The sequence below is a fragment of the Nocardioides sp. NPDC000445 genome (assembly GCF_040300245.1).
GTDB lineage: Bacteria > Actinomycetota > Actinomycetes > Propionibacteriales > Nocardioidaceae > Nocardioides.
This window is the reverse complement of record NZ_JBEPDH010000019.1, coordinates 124,006-139,416: the sequence shown is the minus strand read 5'-3', so window position 1 is coordinate 139,416 and position 15,411 is coordinate 124,006. Positions and strand designations below refer to the sequence as shown.

Annotated in this window: 18 protein-coding genes; 13 read left to right on the top strand and 5 right to left on the bottom strand. The window is 70.6% G+C overall.

The genetic code is table 11. From position 1 onward, the window contains the following. Window positions 1-118 precede the first annotated feature (118 nt). Window positions 119-586, bottom strand: a complete 468-nt coding sequence (locus ABT304_RS23645) for a class I SAM-dependent methyltransferase (protein WP_336738557.1) — start codon at window positions 584-586, stop codon at window positions 119-121. 179 nt (window positions 587-765) lie between these two features. Here ABT304_RS23645 and dapB point away from each other — a divergent pair, with 179 nt between their 5' ends. Continuing rightward, the gene (gene dapB / locus ABT304_RS23640) at window positions 766-1,509 is read left to right on the top strand and encodes a 4-hydroxy-tetrahydrodipicolinate reductase (RefSeq protein ID WP_350718958.1); all 744 of its coding nucleotides are present in this window, start codon (window positions 766-768) and stop codon (window positions 1,507-1,509) included. On the opposite strand, the gene ABT304_RS23635 is transcribed toward dapB, so the two are convergent. From ABT304_RS23635 to ABT304_RS23625, 3 genes are read right to left on the bottom strand one after another with little or no spacing between them, the layout of a single operon-like run. Beyond that, on the bottom strand, window positions 1,506-2,159 hold the full coding sequence (locus tag ABT304_RS23635; RefSeq protein ID WP_350718956.1) for a GerMN domain-containing protein: 654 nt from the start codon (window positions 2,157-2,159) through the stop codon (window positions 1,506-1,508). The two genes, dapB and ABT304_RS23635, sit on opposite strands and share 4 nt — an antisense overlap. Beyond that, a complete protein-coding gene (locus ABT304_RS23630) occupies window positions 2,156-3,529 on the bottom strand; it encodes a sensor histidine kinase (protein WP_350718954.1) in 1,374 nt (457 codons plus the stop codon). Before ABT304_RS23630 ends, ABT304_RS23635 begins: the two co-directional genes overlap by 4 nt. Then, window positions 3,526-4,257: a response regulator gene (locus ABT304_RS23625; protein WP_350718952.1), complete on the bottom strand. Its 732-nt coding sequence runs from the start codon at window positions 4,255-4,257 to the stop codon at window positions 3,526-3,528. Before ABT304_RS23625 ends, ABT304_RS23630 begins: the two co-directional genes overlap by 4 nt. Before the next feature lie 97 nt (window positions 4,258-4,354). Between ABT304_RS23625 and ABT304_RS23620 the strand changes: the two genes are divergently transcribed. Both ABT304_RS23620 and ABT304_RS23615 read left to right on the top strand, forming a co-directional pair. Beyond that, the gene (locus ABT304_RS23620) at window positions 4,355-4,786 is read left to right on the top strand and encodes an STAS domain-containing protein (RefSeq protein WP_350718950.1); all 432 of its coding nucleotides are present in this window, start codon (window positions 4,355-4,357) and stop codon (window positions 4,784-4,786) included. Then, complete coding sequence (locus tag ABT304_RS23615; RefSeq protein WP_350718949.1) at window positions 4,783-5,142, top strand: hypothetical protein; 360 nt, start codon at window positions 4,783-4,785, stop codon at window positions 5,140-5,142. The genes ABT304_RS23620 and ABT304_RS23615 overlap by 4 nt, the downstream gene beginning before the upstream one ends. Here ABT304_RS23615 and ABT304_RS23610 read toward each other — a convergent pair whose 3' ends face one another. Continuing rightward, window positions 5,143-5,727 (bottom strand): DUF3043 domain-containing protein, encoded by a 585-nt coding sequence (locus ABT304_RS23610; protein ID WP_350718947.1) that lies wholly within the window; start codon window positions 5,725-5,727, stop codon window positions 5,143-5,145. Window positions 5,728-5,914: 187 nt separating this feature from the next. Between ABT304_RS23610 and ABT304_RS23605 the strand changes: the two genes are divergently transcribed. The 10 genes from ABT304_RS23605 to ABT304_RS23560 all read left to right on the top strand — a co-directional run bounded on the left by ABT304_RS23605 (window position 5,915) and on the right by ABT304_RS23560 (window position 15,393). Continuing rightward, on the top strand, window positions 5,915-6,697 hold the full coding sequence (locus tag ABT304_RS23605; RefSeq protein ID WP_350718945.1) for a PspA/IM30 family protein: 783 nt from the start codon (window positions 5,915-5,917) through the stop codon (window positions 6,695-6,697). Further along, window positions 6,694-6,972, top strand: a complete 279-nt coding sequence (gene pspAA, locus ABT304_RS23600) for a PspA-associated protein PspAA (protein WP_350718943.1) — start codon at window positions 6,694-6,696, stop codon at window positions 6,970-6,972. Before ABT304_RS23605 ends, pspAA begins: the two co-directional genes overlap by 4 nt. A gap of 6 nt (window positions 6,973-6,978) precedes the next feature. Continuing rightward, window positions 6,979-7,887, top strand: coding sequence for a zinc metalloprotease HtpX (gene htpX / locus ABT304_RS23595; protein WP_141803841.1), 909 nt, complete (start codon window positions 6,979-6,981; stop codon window positions 7,885-7,887). A gap of 10 nt (window positions 7,888-7,897) precedes the next feature. Further along, window positions 7,898-8,497, top strand: a complete 600-nt coding sequence (gene pspAB / locus ABT304_RS23590; RefSeq protein WP_350718941.1) for a PspA-associated protein PspAB — start codon at window positions 7,898-7,900, stop codon at window positions 8,495-8,497. Between the two features lies 1 nt (window position 8,498). Continuing rightward, window positions 8,499-9,278 carry a class I SAM-dependent methyltransferase gene (locus ABT304_RS23585; protein WP_350718939.1) on the top strand — a complete coding sequence of 260 codons (780 nt, stop codon included), beginning with the start codon at window positions 8,499-8,501 and terminating at the stop codon, window positions 9,276-9,278. Window positions 9,279-9,377: 99 nt separating this feature from the next. Continuing rightward, window positions 9,378-10,655, top strand: coding sequence for an efflux RND transporter periplasmic adaptor subunit (locus ABT304_RS23580; RefSeq protein ID WP_350718937.1), 1,278 nt, complete (start codon window positions 9,378-9,380; stop codon window positions 10,653-10,655). Next, complete coding sequence (locus ABT304_RS23575) at window positions 10,652-11,362, top strand: ABC transporter ATP-binding protein (protein ID WP_350718935.1); 711 nt, start codon at window positions 10,652-10,654, stop codon at window positions 11,360-11,362. The genes ABT304_RS23580 and ABT304_RS23575 overlap by 4 nt, the downstream gene beginning before the upstream one ends. Continuing rightward, a complete protein-coding gene (locus ABT304_RS23570; protein WP_350718933.1) occupies window positions 11,359-12,588 on the top strand; it encodes an ABC transporter permease in 1,230 nt (409 codons plus the stop codon). Before ABT304_RS23575 ends, ABT304_RS23570 begins: the two co-directional genes overlap by 4 nt. Before the next feature lie 31 nt (window positions 12,589-12,619). Next, complete coding sequence (locus ABT304_RS23565) at window positions 12,620-13,489, top strand: hypothetical protein (protein WP_350718932.1); 870 nt, start codon at window positions 12,620-12,622, stop codon at window positions 13,487-13,489. Further along, window positions 13,486-15,393 (top strand): efflux RND transporter periplasmic adaptor subunit, encoded by a 1,908-nt coding sequence (locus tag ABT304_RS23560; RefSeq protein WP_350718930.1) that lies wholly within the window; start codon window positions 13,486-13,488, stop codon window positions 15,391-15,393. The genes ABT304_RS23565 and ABT304_RS23560 overlap by 4 nt, the downstream gene beginning before the upstream one ends. Window positions 15,394-15,411 lie beyond the last annotated feature (18 nt).

Here is a 15,411-nt window from a genome sequence, read left to right as displayed (position 1 = left end):
CCGCCGGGCCCGGTTAGCGGGGGGGTTGGGGCCCCGCCCGGCCCCGTGGGGGGCGTGTTGGCCCCGAATTGGGGGCGGGGGCGGCTCCTCACCCCCCCCCCCCCCGGCGAGGTCTGGGTCAGCGCTTGCCGATGATCCCGACGGCGGCGGGGACCTTGGAGTCGACGATGGAGACGCGGAACCCGGCGTCGGCCAGGGCCTTGCTCGACTTCTCGATGATCTCGGGGACCTGCTCGCGCTGGGTGGCCTCGTAGAAGAGGTTGACCGTGCCGCCGGGGAGCACACGCTCGTGGAGCAGCGCGATCTCGGCGGATGCGTCACGCACCCAGAACAGGTTGACGTTGAACGCGAACACCTTCGTCAGCCGCTTGACCGGGACCCGCAGCGTCGCGAGGTCGATCTGGCGGACCGTGAGGCGTCCTGCCTCCAGGTACTTCGCGCAGCGTCGCTTCGTACGATCGACACCCGACTCCGAGCGATCGATCGCAAATAGCTTTCCGGTCTCCAGCCGGCTACAGATCAGCTCGGCACCAGCCCCCGGGCCACAGCCGATCTCAAGGACATGATCGTTCGGTTGAATGTCCATGAAATCAACGGCCCAACGGATCCGAGCAGGGATCGTCTGCACCACCATGGGTCCAAGACTGCCAGATCCTCCTACGGTTCCGCTCACAGCCCCTTCGACAAGCTCTGAACAAGCCTCGTGATTTGTTCACCGGATGGTGGTGGATCGTTGCTGGAGCGTGATCTATAGGGTGTGGCCTCATGACTAAGGTGGCTGTTCTCGGTGCACGTGGCAAGCTCGGTTCGGCGGTCTGCGAGGCCGTCGAGTCCGCTGATGACCTGGAGCTGGTCGCCAGGATCGGTCGCGACGACAAGCTCTCGGCGATCACCGACGCCGGTGCCGAGGTGGCCGTCGACGTCACCACGCTCGAGGCGGTGATGGGCAACGCTGAGTTCTGCCTGTCCCACGGCGTGCACACGGTGATCGGCACCTCGGGCTTCGGGCCCGACCGCGTCCAGCAGCTCGAGACCTGGCTGGCGAAGAACCCGGGCGTCGGCGCGATGGTGGTGCCCAACTTCTCGGTCGGCGCGGTGCTGATGATGCGGTTCGCCGGGCTCGCCGCAGCTCACTTCCCGTCGGTGGAGATCGTCGAGACCCACCACGAGCGGAAGGCCGACGCTCCTTCTGGCACGGCACGCAGGACCGCCGAGCTCGTCGCTGCGGCGCGCCGCGAGGCCGGGGTGGGCCCGGCGCCCGACGCGACCACCTCGGCCCTCGACGGGGCCCGTGGAGCCTCTGTGGACGGCATCCCGGTCCACTCCCTGCGCATGTCCGGATCGGTCGCCCACCAGGAGGTCGTCCTCGGCGGTGTCGGCGAGCTCCTGACCATCCGTCACGACTCGCTCTCGCACGCCTCCTTCGCCCATGGCGTACTCGCCGCGATCCGCGGTATCGGCTCGCGGCCCGGGCTCACGATCGGCCTGGAGGACGTCCTCGGCATCTAGCCGGGGCAGAGGATCTCGCGACTCGGTTGACGGCTCGGCTCTTCGTCTGCCGGATCCACGAGGAGGCTGCGGTAGTCGTCTCGCCGCAGCGATCCGGTCGCGAGCTCGCCGGAGGGCAGCGGCACCTGGAGCGGGGTGCCATCGGACTGGACCTCCACCCGGTCCACCCCGGCGATCGAGGTGAGGGTGAGCACGGCCTGGGCGACCGCGAGGTCGACCCGGTTCGCGGCGAACGTCTCGTCACCGGAGATGCTGAGCAGGGCCGTACGATCCTCGATCTCGACGACGCTGATCCAGACGGGGGGCGGCAGGGCGGTTCCCAGACCGTGGGAGAGATCGGACTCCGACGGGCCGGCGGCGAGCTGGGACAGCAGGACCCGGGACAGTCCGGGCAGCGTACGGACGCAGTAGCTCGCGGGGGAGCGAGGCACCATCCGGCTCTGAGGGTCGATCCAGTAGAGCCGCGGCCCGCTCGTCGTGTCGCTCGCCGGGCCGGACGGGACCCCGGTGGTGTCCTCGAGCAGGTGATACGGCACCTCGGACGGCTCGATGACCCGGACCCGGTCGTTCGTCGGAGCGCCACAGCCGACGAGTGGGCCCGCCAGCGCCAGGAGCGCGCCGACCGCCGCCGAGGTATGCAGCCTCCTCATTCCTGCTCACTCCGCGCCGGTGTGGCCACGGGCAGGGACAGCACGAAGTCGGCGCCGCCGGTGGCTGACTCCCGGCACCAGACCGATCCGCCGTGGAGCTGTGCGGTCTGCTCGACGATGCTCAACCCCAGCCCGCTACCGGTCGTGGCGCCGCGGGCGCCGAGGCGGGCGAACCGCTCGAAGATACGCTCGCGCTCGGTGGGTGGGACGCCGGGACCGGAGTCCTCGACATGGAGGTCGGCATATGTGCCGCGCGCCATCACGCGTACGGCGACCAGGCCGCCGCCGTGTGTCTCGGCATTACGGACCAGGTTGGCGAGGGCGCGGTCGAGCTGGAGCCGGTCGGCATGGACCTCGAGGTCGTCGGGCACCTCCACCACGACGTCGTGGGTGACACCGTTGTCGGCGATCGCCTGGGTGACGACGTCGGCCACGCTCACGATCTCCGGGTCGGACTCGGGCACGCCGGCGTCGAGACGTCCCAGGGCGATCAGGTCCTCGAGTGCGCCGCGGAAGCGGTCGAGCTCGCCGGCCATCAGGCTCACCGCCGTCGCGGATCTCGGCGAGAGCTCCTCGGCGCCCTGAAGGACGCCGATACTGGTGGTCAGGGTGGCCACCGGCGTACGCAGCTCGTGGCTGACATCGGCGGCGAACCTGGCGTCATGGTCGAGGCGTTCGACGACGGTGTCGACCATGGTGTTGAAGGAGGCCGTCAGCGTGGTCAGGTCGGGATCCTCGGTCGGCGCCAACCGGGTGTCGAACTTTCCGGCCGAGATCCGGGCGGCAGCGAGGGCCACCTCGTTGAGCGGGCGGAGCACCCGGCGGGCGGCGTACCACCCCAGCAGCCCGCCGGCTACGGTCGTCAGGGCCGCCGAGACGACCAGCGCGTTGCCCATCGTGTCGAGCGTCTCGCTGAGCTCCTTGGCATAGGTCACCTCGTAGTAGTCGGCCCCGACGCCGGCCAGCGGGATGCCGACGACGATGTTGGGGCGGTCGTCGGTCTCGGTCCACGACAGTGCCACCGACCCGTCGGCCACGGCGCCGGCGACGCCGCCGACGTCGGTGTGGTCCTGCTCGGTCAGGCTCGAGGAGTACCACTGGCCGTCGAGGTGGACGTAGACGACCGTGCGGCTGGGCTGAGCGATCTCGGCGAGCACCTCGGCGACGTTGACACCTTTCGTGCGCAGCCGTTCCTTGACCAGCGCGGCATCGATATAGGCCTGCTGGAGCGCGTTGCGCTCGCGCTGCTCGATCAGGTAGTGACGGGCCGAGAAGTAGGTGCTGAACGCGAGGATCAGGCTGATCAGCAGCGCGCCGGCGGCAAAGGCCGTCACCACGGAGGCGCGCAGCCCGCGTCGGGGGAGCCTCATCGCAGGTCCAGCTTGTAGCCGAGCCCCCGCACGGTCGTGATGACCTGACTCTCGCCCGGCTCGGAGTCGACCTTCGTGCGCAGCCGGCTCACGTGGACGTCGATGACCCGGACGTCACCGTGGTGTCCTGCGGGCCACATCTGGTCGAGAAGGTTGCTCCGGGTCATCACCCGGCCGGGGTGGGAGGCGAGCGCGGAGAGCAGCTTGTACTCCGTGCTGGTCAGGTGGAGGTCCTCCTCCCCGCGCCGCAGCGTCGCCGCGGCCGGGTCGAACACGAGGTCGGTCGCGGCGTCCAGGACGATGCCGGTCGCCGGGGCGTAAGCACCCGCGTGAAGGTTCGAGGGGAAGTCCGGTCGCCGCAGCGCCGCCTGTATCCGGGCCCTGACCTCGGCGACGTCGAACGGCTTGCGCACGTAGTCGTCGGCCCCTGCCTCCAGGGCGGTGACCACGTCCTTGGCGCCGTCCCGGGCGCTGATCACGATGATCGGCGCGGTGGTCTGCGGACGTACGCTCCGGATGAAGCTGAACCCATCGATGCCACCGAGCATCAGGTCGACGAGCATGGCATCGAACGGGTCGGCGGCATCGAGCTCGAGCGCGGCCTCGGCATCCTCGGCCTCGCCGACCGCGTAGCCCTCCTGCTCGAGGAAGAGCCGTAGCGACGTACGCAGGCCGTAGTCGTCCTCCAGGATGAGCACACGCTTCGTCGCCTCTAGCACGTCCGGCATCGTCTCACCGTCGCGCCGCCGCGGCGGCACCCAGAGGGAGCATCGGCTCAAACTGACATGAAACTGCAAAGAACCTGCCAAGGAGGCTCAACACTCCGTGGGCAGTGTTCCTGGTGTGCACCGGGCCGACGAACCAGACAGCCGCCTCCCCGCGGGGACCGACGGCTCCGGTGCACACCACGGTCGCTCGCGCGGGTCGGTCTACTACCTGTGCGATGACAACGTGGTGGTCCCACTCTCGGACGGGACCGTCCGTGAGGCTCTTCACGATCTGCGCTGGCGGCTCGAGGAGATCCTCGCGGGCGGCCCGGCCGCGGTCATCGTCGATGTGGCCGGGCTGACCCGGCTCTCATCCGTGACGGTCGCGGCGCTCCTGTGGGCTAACCGCCGTTGTGTGACCCGCGGCGTACGCCTCGACCTCAGCGATCCCGGCGGCCGGCTGGCCAACCAGCTCCGCACCGCCGGGCTCGACACGATCTGGGAGATCCGGACCGGACCCACCCCCACTCGAAAGGCACAAGGGACATGACCAACACCGCCGACGACGGCGTCCTCACGCACCTCACCCCCGAGGAGGCGATGGAGCAGGTCAGACGGTGGACCGACTCGCGCGTCGTCGGCGAGCGCGCCTCCAATCGCCTGGAGATCCTCGCCGCCCACGGCGTCCACGTCGCACTGTCCAACGTGCCCGGCGAGATCCTCGTCAAGATGGCGTGGCGCACGCCGACGTGCGTCGAGCTCACCGTGATGTGGACGCTCGGCAGCTTCCTGCCCCGTGAGCCGATGCCGTACGTCGCCGATAAGCTCACCGACCTGGCGACTTCGTGGAGCTTCCGCAACACCGCTGCCGGCGCGCAGCTGATCTGCCTCGTCGAGGACGACTGATCAGCGGTAGTCGTCGGGGAGCTGGGTGCCGATCTTGACCTGCGGCTTGGGCAGGCGCAGGGGGCGGATCTGGATGGCGCGCATGATCGCGTAGTAGGTGGTGCCCTTGAGGTCGTTGTCGGGGAAGCGGCGCTTGAGCTCCTTGCGGAGCAGGAAGCGCAGCGCGACCAGGTTGATGATCACGGTGGCCATCACGACGAGGGTGAAGAGCTGGGAGTACATCGCCAGCTCGAGGCTGATGTAGGGCACCACGAGCGCGATGATCAGCACCGGGAGCACGATCTCGGCGAAGGTGAACCGGGCGTCGATCCAGTCGCGGATGAAGCGCTTGACCGGGCCCTTGTCGCGCAGCGGCAGGTATCGCTCGTCACCGGTCTTCATCGCCTGGCGCATCTTGTCGCCCTGCTCGGCGCGCTGGGCGCGGTTGGCGGCGTTGATCTCCTTGCGGGAGCGCGGCTGCTTGAGACGCGCCTTGCGGGCCGCCTCCGCTTCCTTGCGCGAAGGGGTCGGGCGACCCTTACCGGTCTCCTTGACCGGGTTCTCGGGCTCGACGACCTGCGGGGCGGGGGACTTGCGACCGAACAACTTAAGTGACCTCTTACCTGTTGGCTGGGACACATACAGGATATCCCGATCGGCCTTGACAGCGAGTTTTGTGGACCCGGCCTAAGGTGAGAGGCAACACTTGTCCTAGGACGACGAGAGTCCAGCGGCAAGCGACGACGCGGGGCGGCCGGCGGTCGGCCGCATATGAGAGGCGTAAAGGGAACCGATGAGTGTGATGAAGCGGCTGAGCCTGGTCTTCAAGGCGAAGGCAAACAAGGCGCTCGACAAGGCCGAGGACCCACGGGAGGTGCTCGACTACAGCTACCAGAAGCAGCTTCAGATGCTGCAGCAGGTGCGCCGCGGTGTCGCTGACGTCGCGACCAGCCGCAAGCGCGTCGAGCTGCAGATCAACGGGCTCAAGCAGCAGTCCGACAAGCTCACCGGACAGGCCCAGAAGGCCATCGAGATGAACCGCGAGGATCTGGCTCGCGAGGCGTTGACCCGCAAGTCCGGTCTGACCAGCCAGATCAACGATCTCAACACGCAGCTCGCCACCCTCCAGGGCGAGGAGGAGAAGCTCACCCTCGCCCAGCAGCGGCTGCAGGCCAAGGTGGAGGCCTTCCGCACCAAGAAGGAGACCATCAAGGCGACCTACACCGCCGCCGAGGCGCAGACCCGGATCAACGAGGCCGTCTCCGGCATCGGTGAGGAGATGGGCGACATCGGCATGGCGATGCAGCGGGCCGAGGACAAGACCCTCGAGATGCAGGCCCGCGCCGGCGCCGTCGACGAGCTGCTCGCCTCCGGCGCCCTCGATGACCTCACCGCCGGTCCGTCCGACGACATCACCCGCCAGCTCGACGCGCTCAGCTCCACCAACGACGTCGAGGCCGAGCTCGCCGCGCTCAAGGGCCTCAACTCCCCGCAGCAGACGCAGGCGCTGCCCGGTGCCGACGCCAACGCGCCGGTCATCGACGTGGAGTCGACCGAGAAGAAGGCCGAGCAGTGATCGTACGCATCCTGGGCGAGGGGCAGTACGACCTCGACGAGGCCGCCGTCGAGAAGCTCAACGAGCTCGACGCCGCGGTCGAGACCGCCTGCAAGGGCGCCGACGAGGCCGTCTTCGACGCGGCCCTGGAGGCGCTGCTCGCTGGTGTGCGCTCGATGGGCACCGCCCACCCGGTCGACGCGATCGACTCCTCCGACCTGATCCTTCCCGGACCCGGCTCCACGCTCGCCGAGGTCTCCGAGATGCTCGGCGACGAGGGCCTCATCCCCGGCTGACCAGCCATGTCACGCTTCCAGGGTGATGCCGGGCTGACCGTCCGGATGACCACGGTGATGTTCCTGCTCGGCGCGCTGTTCGTCGGGCTCATCGTGGCGCTGATGTTCGTCATGCCCGCGCAGTGGGCGCCGATCATCGGCATCGTCGGGCTCGGCATCGCCTGGTGGCAGTGGTACGCCTCCGACACCCTCGCGATGCGCGCCATGGGCGCGCGCGAGGTGTCGGCCCAGGAGGCACCCGAGCTGCACGCGATGATCGACCGGCTGTGCACGCTGGCCGACATGCCGAAGCCGCGGGTCGGGATCGCGCACACCGACATGCCCAACGCCTTCGCCACCGGCCGCTCGCCGAAGCGGTCCGCGGTCGTGGTGACCACAGGCATCCTGCAGCGCCTGACCGCCGAGGAGCTGGAGGGCGTGCTCGCCCACGAGCTCTCCCACGTCGCCCACCGCGACGTGCTGGTGATGACGGTCGCCTCCTCGGCCGGCATCGTGGCCGGGATGCTGAGCCGCGGCTCCCAGTACGGCGCGTACGCAGGTGGCGGCCGCCGCGACAACAACAACGGTCTCCCGGTGTGGCTGGTGGTGCTGCTGGTCTCGCTGGCGGTCTACGCCGTGTCCTGGCTGCTGCTGCGGATGCTGTCGCGCTACCGCGAGCTGGCCGCCGACCGGGCCGGCGCGCAGCTGACCATGAAGCCGGGCGCGCTGGCCAGCGCGCTGCAGAAGATCACCGGTGAGATCTCCGCGATCCCGAGCCGCGACCTGCGGTCGTCGCAGGCGATGAACGCGTTCTTCATCGCGCCGGCGATCAGCGGCCAGTCGCTGCGTACGCTCACCTCGACGCACCCCTCGCTGGAGCAGCGCCTGGAGCAGCTCGCCCGGATCGAGGCCGAGCTCGGCCGCCCGACCCAGTAGGGTCGGCGACGTGGGCTTCTGGGACGTCATCACGGGTCGTACGCGACCGAAGCAGGCCAACCTCGACGCACTGTTCGCGGTGCCGACCGCGGCGCTCACCATGCAGACCTCGCTCGGGCTGGTCCCGACCGGTGACGGGGCGGTCTGCTACCGGGCCGCGGCCGGTGCGGGGTTCGCCGGCACGCAGAGCGACATCGTCGAGCTGCTCGGTGCCTCCGAGGGCGCGCCGACGGTGACCACGAGCGTCGACGAGTTCGGCTTCACCTGGCTCAGCGTCGACCACGAGCCGCTGGACCCGGACAACCCCGACATCACCGGCCTGGTCACCGACCTCCACGCGGTCAACACCACCCTGGAGATGAACGGCTTCGGCCCCGGACTGCTGTGCTCGCTGATCGCCTTCCGTGACCGCAGCACGGGCGCCGACGGGCGCAGCGTCGGCCTGATCTACCTCTACAAGCAGGGCACCTTCTACCCCTTCGTCCCGACCGGTCCGCAGCAGCGCGACAACCTGCTCGAGATCAACGTCCGCAGCGCGATAGAGGGCGATCTACCGGTCGAGAAGGACCTCTCCCGCTGGCTCGCCGTCTGGGGCGCCCCCGGGCTCTGAGATGGAACGTTCACGAAGCTTCGGAGCGGTCGCGGAGGACTACGAGCGCTTCCGTCCTGGCTACCCCGACGATCTGGTCGCGCTGGTGAGCGAGGTCGCCGACGGTCCGGTGCGACGGGCGATCGAGATCGGTGCCGGCACCGGGAAGGCGACCCGGACGTTCGCTGCCGCCGGGATCGAGGTGGTCGCGACCGACCCCGACGCCGACATGCTCGGCGTGCTCCGGCGCGAGTGCGCGGGCCTGCCGGTGACCACCGTGCGTGCCGCTCTGGAGGAGCTCGACCCGGCGGCGTACGAGCCGTTCGACCTGCTCTACGCTGCCGCCGCCTGGCACTGGACGGCGCCGGCGACGCGGTGGGACCTCGCCACCGCTCTGGTCCGCGACGGGGGAGCGGTGGCCTTCTTCGGAGGTCCGTTCATGCTGGCCGACGACGAGGTCGCGGCCATCGAGGACGAGATGATCGCGGCGTACGCCCCGGAGGGACGCCACCTGCCGTCGCCGTCCGCGGCTGACGCGCCGATGCTGTTCCCCGGGGACGAGATGCTGGCCGACGGCCGGCTGTGCGACGTACGCCAGCGGGAGGTGCCGCGCCGGTTCACCCTCACTCGCGCGGACTACATACGCCACCTCGACACCATCTCCGCGATCCGGATCCTGTCGGCCGCCGACCGGTCCGCACTCTTCGCCGACCTGGCTGCGGTCCTCCCCGAGCGGGTGGAGGTGCGCGCGGACCTGATGGTCCACACCGCCCGCCGGGCCGACGACGCGCCCGATTCATAGGCTCCCCACAGCCGGAGCCGACCTCCCACATAGCCATGCACACGACAGTCCTCTCGTCAGGCCTCCGGCGCCGCCGGGGCGTAGGAGAGAGGCAGTGTGGTGCGCAAGAGACTCACGGAGCGGTGGCGGAGGCTGGGGCGTACGGCCCGGATCCTGCTCGCCGCCGGGGTGGCGGCAGTGGTGGTCGGTGGTGGAGCGGGCGCGTGGGCGCTCACCCGCGAGGAGACCGCGCAGGCGCAGGCGATCCAGGTCCAGGCTACGTCCGGGACCGTGAAGGAGACGGTGTCGGCCAGCGGCACCGTGGAGGCGGCCGAGACCGCCGACCTGTCGTTCGAGGTCTCCGGCACGGTGACGAAGATCTACGCCGCCGAAGGCGACACCGTGAAGAAGGGCGACCCGCTGGCCCGCGTGGACGACACCACCCTGGTCGCCACCCGCGCCGCGGCATCCTCGGCCCTCACCGCCGCCCGGGAGCAGCTCGACACCGACGAGTCCTCGGGCGCCTCTGACGTACAGATCGCCTCGGACGAGGCCGCCGTCGCGGCCGCCGAGGCCGACCTCGACTCCGCCCGCCAAGCCGTGGACGACGCCGTGCTGCGCGCCACGATCGGCGGCACGATCACCGCCTTCGACATCGCCGTCGGTGACGTCGTGGGCTCATCGTCGGGCTCGTCGTCCGGCTCCTCGGGCTCGTCCTCGGGCGGCTCCGGCGGCTCCGGCTCGTCCATGGGCGAGGACTCGGGCGGCGCGAGCACGGACAGCTCCACGGACTCGACCAGCACCGGTACCGTCTCGATCGTCTCGGCGGGAGACCATGTCGTCGAGGCGACGGTCAGCGCGGACGATGCGGCCTCCCTGAAGAAGGGCCTGCAGGCGACGGTCACGGTCAACGGGGTCGACGAGGAGGTCTTCGGCACCGTCGCGACGGTCGGCAAGGTCGCCGAGACGAGCTCCTCAGGGGCCGCGGTCTTCCCGGTGAGCATCACGGTCACCGGTGAGCGCGACGACCTCTACCCGGGCACCTCGGCCACGGCCGAGATCACCGTGAAGCAGCGCGAGGACGTGCTCACCGTGACCAGCTCCGCGATCACGACCGACGGCGACCAGGCGTACGTCCAGAAGGTCGTCGACGGCAAGACCGTCAAGACGAAGGTGACGATCGGTGAGGTCTACGGCGCCACGACCGAGATCACCGACGGGCTCGCCGAGGGCGACACCGTCGAGATCGCGGCCTTCACCCGTCCCGGCGGGTCGCGGTCCGGGAGCCAGGAAGGTGGCCAGGAGGGCGGCTTCGGCGGCGAGGGGCAGACGGGCCAGATGCCGGGTGGCGGTCAGTTCCCCGGTGGCGGGATGCCTCAGATGGGTGGCGGTCAGTGAGCGCGAGCGCCCCGGTCGTCTCCGTGGACGGCGTGCGGAAGACGTACCGGTCCGGATCGATCGAGTTCGAGGCGCTGCGTGGCGTCGACATGGAGATCGACGCGGGGGAGTACGTCGCCGTGATCGGGCCCTCCGGCTCGGGCAAGTCGACGCTGATGAATATCCTCGGCTGCCTCGACGTGCCGACCGAGGGCAGCTACCACCTCGGCGGCGAGGACGTCTCGACCATGTCGGAGGCATCCCTCGCACACGTACGCAACCGGCGGATCGGCTTCGTCTTCCAGCAGTTCAACCTGCTGCCGAGCCTGCCGGCCTGGCGCAACGTCGAGCTCCCGCTGATGTACGCCGGTGTGCCCAGGTCGCGGCGGCGCGAGCGCGCTGCCCGGGCGCTGGCGCGGGTCGGGCTCGGTGACCGGCTCGAGAACCGTCCCGGTGAGCTCTCCGGCGGCCAGCAGCAGCGGGTCGCGGTGGCCCGGGCGCTGGTCACCGAGCCGGACATCATCCTGGCCGACGAGCCGACCGGAAACCTCGACTCCGGCTCGACCGACGCGGTGCTCGCACTGCTCGACGAGCTGCACGCGAGCGGGCGGACGATCGTGCTGATCACCCACGAGCACGACGTCGCCGCGCGTGCCGGCCGCAGGCTGACCATCCGCGACGGCCTGATCACAGCCGACGAGCCAGTGCTTGCCGGAGGTGCGCGATGAGCTGGGGAGAGACGCTGGCCACCGCGTGGGACGCGGTGCGCTCGCACCGGCTGCGGTCGCTGCTGACGATGCTCGGAATCGTCATCGGCATCGCCTCGGTGATCCTCACGGTCGGCCTCGGCCAAGGTGCGCAGGACCAGGTCAAGAGCCAGATCAGCGCGCTCGGGAGCAATCTGCTGATCGTCTCGCCGGGCTCCTCCACCGATTCATCGGGCGTACGCGGCGGCTTCGGGTCGGCCTCGACGCTGACCCTCTCCGACGCCGAGGCGCTCGGTGACGCCGAGGCCGCGCCGGACGTGAAGGCGGTCGCCCCGGTGACCACCTCGAACGCGCAGCTCGACACCGCCTCGACGAACTGGACGACCTCGCTCGTCGGCGCCACGACCGCCTGGCCGGAGGTGCGCAAGCGCGAGGTTGCCAGCGGCCGGTTCTTCACCTCCGAGGAGGTCACCTCAGGCGCGAAGGTGGTCGTGCTCGGCGCCGACACGGTCGCCGAGCTCTTCACCGGGCGGGCCAGCCCGGTCGGGGAGACCGTCTCGGTCGGCGGCACCGCGCTGACCGTGATCGGGGTGCTCGAATCGACCGGCGCGAGCTCGTCGGGCTCGACCGAGGACGACACCGCGGTCACCCCGATGAGCACCGCCAAGTCGCTCACTGGCTCGACGAGCGGCTCGGTCTCGACGGTCTACGTCGAGGCGGTCTCCGACGAGGCTCTGCCGGCGGCGTACCAGGAGATCAACGCGCTGCTGCTCAACCTGCACGGCGTGAGCGCCGACGAGGCCGACTTCTCGATCTCTTCGCAGGACTCGCTGGTCGAGACCGCCAATGCCACCAACAAGACCCTGACGGTGCTGCTCGGCGGCATCGCGGCGATCTCGCTGCTCGTGGGCGGTATCGGCGTCATGAACATCATGCTCGTCTCGGTGACCGAGCGGATCCGCGAGATCGGACTGCGCAAGGCGCTCGGTGCCACGCCGTCGGTGATCCGGCGCCAGTTCCTGGCCGAGGCCTCGCTGCTGGGCCTGGCCGGTGGTGTGGTCGGCATCGTCATCGCCGCCATCGGCGCCTGGGGGCTGCCCGGCCTGATCGACCAGCCCGTGTCCCTCTCTCTCCTCGCCACCGCTGCTGCGCTGGTCACCTCTTTGGCACTCGGTGTCGGTTTCGGGGTCTACCCCGCCAGCCGCGCCGCTCGCCTGACCCCGATCGACGCTCTCCGCAGCGAGTGACACCACCACCTCGACGTACGAAGGAATCTCGATGACCACCACGTTCACACCCGACCCGCGACGGGCTCGCACGCTGTCGCTCGTGGCTCTCGCCGCGGTCGGACTCATCGCCCTGAGCGGCTGCGGCGCCGACGGCGACGCAGCCACGGACCAGCAGGGCCAAGGCTACGGCCAGGAGGAGGGCCAACGGCAGGGCCAGGAGATGGGCGGCGGTATGCCGGGTGCCTCCGGCGAGATCGCCGCCATCGACGGCAGCACGCTGCAGGTGCAGAGCAGCGATGCCCAGACCGCGGTCACCTACACCGACAAGACCACGATCAGCCAGCAGGTGAGCGCTGCGCTGGCCGACGTCACGGTCGGCAGCTGCGTCACGGTCACGACGGCCGACGGCTCCGAGTCGAGCGATACCGCCGTGACCGCGGGCACCGTCCGGATCACCGAGAAGACCGACGGGTCCTGTGCCGGCGGCTTCGGAGGCGGTCAGCGGCCCGAGGGGATGCCCACCGACATGCCTACCGACATGCCCAGCGACATGCCTGAGGGGATGCCGTCGGGCGGTCCCGGTGGCATGGGCGGTGGCATGGGCACCTCGGGCGAGGTGACCGCGGTCAACGACTCGGGCTTCACCGTGGCGGCGACCTCGCGCGACTCCGAGGAGACGACCTCGGTGAGCGTGACGGTCGGCTCCGAGACCACCTACACGACGACCAGGACGGCGACGAAGAGCGCTCTGGTCGTCGGCACCTGCGTGACCGCCACCGGCGAGGCCGACGACACCGGGGCGGTCACCGCCGAGCGGATCTCGGTCTCCGACCCCGTCGACGGCGAGTGCACCACCGGCTTCGGTGGCCGCGGCGGGATGCCGGGCGGCGCGCCGGGCCAGGACGGGGCGTCCTCGTGAGGCGCCTCTCCCGCACCTGGGTCAAGGCGGCCTCCGGCGCCGCGGCGCTGATCGTGGTCGCGGGCGGTGGCTACACCGCGTACGCAGCGACCGCCTCGTCCTCGGCCGGCTACCGTACCGCCGCGGCCACCACCGGCGACGTGGAGCAGACCCTCTCGCTGACCGGCACTGTCGCGCCCAACGGCCGCGCCGACCTCGTCTTCGCCACCGACGGCACCGTCGAGTCCGTCGTCGCCGAGGGCGACACCGTGAAGAAGGGCCAGGTGGTAGCCCGGCTGGACCGTACGTCCCTGAAGAAGTCGCTCACCTCCGCCAAGGCCACGCTGGCGGCGGCCCGGGCGCAGCTGGAGAGCGACAAGGAGGCACAGGTCTCCGGTGTCGCCTCATCGAGCAGCTCAGCGTCCTCCTCCGCGACCACCGCGTCGCCGAGCTCGGCGACCGGCTCGTCGGGCGGGGCCGTCGCTGCGGTCTGGACCGGGACGTCGTCGGCGGTGCTCGGCGCCTCGACCGACGCGACCGCCGAGCTGGTCGCCGACGTGAGGGAGCTGCAGGACGCGGTCGTCTCCGCCCAGAAGAAGCTCGACAGCGCCGACACCCAGCTCGGCACCGCGCAGACGGATCTCGCCTCGGCCCAGGAGAAACTGGCGGCGCTGGTCGCGTCCGGCGGCACCCTCGACGCGGGCGGCGAGCTCGCCGCCGCGCTGAAGGCGGCCCAGGAGTCTTGTGCCGACACCTCCACCTCCTGCCAGGAGGACCTGGAGACCGCGCGGGGTGCCCAGGACTCTGCCGGAGGGACCGTCTCCGAGGTCGTCGCGCTGCTCGGCTCGGCCCAGTCGGCCCTCAGCGACGCCAAGGCGGCGGTGAAGACCGCGAAGGCCGACCTGGTGGACTACAGCGCGCAGCTCGACAAGACCCTTGCCGCCGCCGGTTCGTCGGGCGGTCAGGACCCGGACCAGTCCGACGGCGGCCAGCCCCAGCAGGGGGCCGAGCAGCCCTCCGGCGGTGCGGGCGGTCCCGAGGGATCGGGCGAGTCCGGAGGATCGGGCGAGTCCGGAGGATCGGGCGAGTCCGGAGGATCGGGCGAGTCCGGTCAGATGCCCAGCACCGGTGGCTCCCAGGGTGGTCAGAGCACAGGGGAGAGCGAGGGCGGACCGAGTGCCTCCGGAGCAGGTGAGAGCGTGACCGCCGCGACCCTGGCGGCGGACCAGGCCGAGATCGACCGGGCGAAGGCCGAGGTCGCCGAGGCCAAGGCGGCGCTCGCGGGCGCGGTGCTGAAGGCGCCGGCAGCGGGCACGGTCGCCTCCGTCGCGGTGCAGGAGGGAGACAGCGCCTCGGCCGGCACCGCGGCGGTGACGCTCATCGCCGCGGGCCTGACCAGCGTCGAGCTGACCGTCAGTGCCGCCCAGGTCGAGCAGCTCGAGACCGGCCAGGTCACCGCCGTCACCCCGGCGGGCGCCGAGAAGGCTCTTCCGGGCACGGTCACCCTGGTCGGCCAGGTCCCCGACACCTCCGCGGGGAGCAGCACGTTCCCGGTGACGGTCACCCTCGACGAGACGGGCCTGGACCTCCTCGCCGGCAACATGGCCACGGTCGAGGTCGTGGTCGGCTCGGCGGAGGATGTCGTGACCATCCCGGCCTCGGCGCTCTCCGACGGCTCGGTGCTGGTCGCCGACCGCGGCACGACCCGGCGCCAGCAGGTCACCACCGGCCTCCTCGGCTCCACCCGGATCGAGGTCACCGACGGTCTCGAGGAGGGTCAGCGGGTCGTCCTGGCGGATCTATCCCAGGACCTGCCCAGCGGCGACACCTCCGAGCTGCAGGGGTTCGGACGTACGGGCGGCAGTGAGGTCCAGATGCCCGGCGGCGGACCCGGAGGACAGCTGCCCGGCGGTGGTCAGCGATGACATCGACACGCCACAGCG